This window comes from Methanomethylovorans sp., from assembly GCF_050177135.1.
Taxonomy (GTDB): Archaea; Halobacteriota; Methanosarcinia; order Methanosarcinales; family Methanosarcinaceae; genus Methanomethylovorans.
This window is the reverse complement of record NZ_JBFXHJ010000183.1, coordinates 1-2,537: the sequence shown is the minus strand read 5'-3', so window position 1 is coordinate 2,537 and position 2,537 is coordinate 1. Positions and strand designations below refer to the sequence as shown.

At 43.5% G+C, this 2,537-nt stretch carries 3 protein-coding genes; 2 read left to right on the top strand and 1 reads right to left on the bottom strand.

Features of this window, described 5'->3' with window-relative positions; genetic code table 11:
* Nucleotides 1–405: 405 nt before the first annotated feature.
* On the bottom strand, nucleotides 406–1,176 hold the full coding sequence (locus AB7U21_RS11035) for a ribonuclease H-like domain-containing protein (protein ID WP_428389045.1): 771 nt from the start codon (nucleotides 1,174–1,176) through the stop codon (nucleotides 406–408).
* Nucleotides 1,177–1,339: 163 nt separating this feature from the next.
* Between AB7U21_RS11035 and mdh the strand changes: the two genes are divergently transcribed.
* Together mdh and AB7U21_RS11025 are read left to right on the top strand one after the other, a co-directional pair.
* Nucleotides 1,340–2,290: a malate dehydrogenase gene (gene mdh / locus AB7U21_RS11030; protein WP_428389043.1), complete on the top strand. Its 951-nt coding sequence runs from the start codon at nucleotides 1,340–1,342 to the stop codon at nucleotides 2,288–2,290.
* A 55-nt stretch (nucleotides 2,291–2,345) separates the two neighbouring features.
* A partial coding sequence (locus AB7U21_RS11025; RefSeq protein ID WP_428389041.1) for a PRC-barrel domain-containing protein occupies nucleotides 2,346–2,537 on the top strand: 192 nt, incomplete at its 3' end.

The following is a 2,537-nucleotide window of genomic DNA, read 5'->3' as shown; positions in this document are numbered from 1 at the left end:
ATTCATTGTAATATACTGCTACTAACAGGGGAATTAACATTATAGCTCCCTGAAAACGCAGGAGGGTGCCAAGTACACTAAGCACGACCGCCGAGTTCATAGACTCTCCTTTATCACTTCACAAACCCCATCAAAACTTCCATATATCATCAAAGATATATTACCCCCCACTTCTGGCGTTTTAGAATCCCCGCATTACAATATAATATTTACCCAGCTTTATTCTCGAATTCATCTCCTTTTAGCGTATGTACTTCTCATGGTATTGTAATTATGTTCTGAACGATCAGCATCCGGACTATAGGTTCGAATCAAGATCATATCACTATGCACATCCATTGAATTGGACCAAAAGCTCAGTTTTGGAAATGGGTCCTTTGCGTTTCTACTAAAAGTCCAAAGGACCTACTTTTCACAAGTGGTCCCAGCTTGCCCGAATTTATTCTCCACTAACCTGTCATATACCATATCGATGATGGTTTTAAGGTTCACTATATCCTCACGGTTGTATTCGAGCAAAAGATCAAGGGACCTGTTGTTTCCACGTTCGTATTCCCGCCAGAGGCGTACTGCATCAAAACCTGAAAGACCTGTAGTTCCCTCACTTCTGGAGATGCCAAGCATTTGTTCTATCTTTTTCAATCCGCCGGAAAGACCGATACGGCGCAGAGGGTACATCAGATCGATGTGCAACTGGTCAAATTCGATCTCAGGGAATTCCCTTTTGATGAAGGGCAGATCAAAGCGGGCGCCATTAAAAGTGATAAGTGTTTCGTATTTGGGCAGCTCTTCAACGATCTCTTCAAGGTCGATGCCTTTGACGTATGTTCTTGCTTCCTTTCCGTTATAAATGCCCACCACTGTAATATTGTCGTGACAGGGGGCAAGACCTGTGGTCTCAATATCCACACATGCCACATTATCCGAAAAATGCCTGTAGGCCCTCCAATGTTCCGAAGATGGAAGGGAACAGGCAAAGAATGCATGGTCTCTGGCTTTTAACCTGTCCAGAGAATCCACTATGCCTGCACAGATGAGACTTTTCTTTTTATCAGGAATGTGGACACTATCCCTTTCACAGAGGAATTCTTCCCATTTTCTCACACCACTGGTCCATATACGTTTCTCTATGGTGGCGCCTATCATAGGCATGTGGATATAAGTGCTTTCTAGCATTGAACCGGCCTCTTTCCCTTAGTATAGATTATTGATTAATAACCATGACGTTATGCGTCTATACCGAGGCCAGACTTAACGATGAATCACAACTAATATAATATATGAACAACTTTTATATTAGTGTGTAAATGTCAAAAAACACCTTATAAGAGGAATGGACATGAAAAAACTTTCAGTGATAGGCGCAGGTAATGTGGGTGCATCCACTGTGCAGAGGCTGGCAGAGAGCAAGTTCGGCGATATTGTTATGCTGGATGTGGTACCCGGCCTTCCACAGGGAAAAGCACTTGATCTTATGCAGGCTGCGCCTTTGATGGGCTATGATGTGGACATAAAAGGAACCAATGATTATGCTGACATAGAGGGTTCCGATATAGTGATCATAACTGCAGGTATAGCACGCAAACCAGGTATGACAAGAGATGATCTGCTGAACATCAACGCAAAGATCACAAGAGATGTATGCGGCAATATCAGGCAGTATGCACCAAAGAGCATAGTGCTCACAGTGACCAATCCATTGGATATTATCACTTATGCTGCATACAAATATACCGGGTTTGGAAAAAAGAGGGTATTTGGTATGAGCGGGTTATTGGACTCCACCAGATTCGCCTCTTTTGTAGCTAAGGAGGTCGGATGTTCCGTAAAGGATGTGGATGCCATGGTCCTGGGTGGGCATGGAGACAATATGGTCCCTCTGCCACAGTACACGACAGTATCAGGGATACCCATATCCGAATTCCTGCCACAGGAAACTATTGACAGGCTTGTCGCAAGGACCATTGATGCCGGAGCCGAGATAGTCAGCCTGCTTAAGGAAGGAAGTGCTTTCTATGCTCCATCGGCAGCGATAGTATCCATGGTGGATGCGATCATAAACGATTCAGGAAGAGTTGTACCAGCATCCGTTTATCTTGAAGGGGAGTACGGGTTCAGTGACGTTTGCCTGGGAGTACCCGTAAAGCTGGGAAAGAACGGTATTGAAAAGGTCATTGAAATAGACCTCACGCCAGAACAGATGGCAGCGCTTTCGATCTCTGAAAAGGCTGTAAGGTCTGGTATAGAAAAACTAGATATGGGAGTATATGAAAAAGCATTTGTAGTATAGTGCTTTTACATACGAATATTCATATATAAGTACTCTTAAATAAAGGAGAGATAGCATGCGTACGGATTTGACATCGCTTTTCGGGCTTAATGTTTACACAGATGCTGGCACATATGTTGGAAAAGTGGCTGACCTTGTATTGAATGTTGAAGAAAGGAATGTTAAAGGGATAGCCATAACTGATATCAACAGGGATATATTCGATGTTCCCACAAGAGGTGCCATCATTCCCTATAGATGGGTAGTG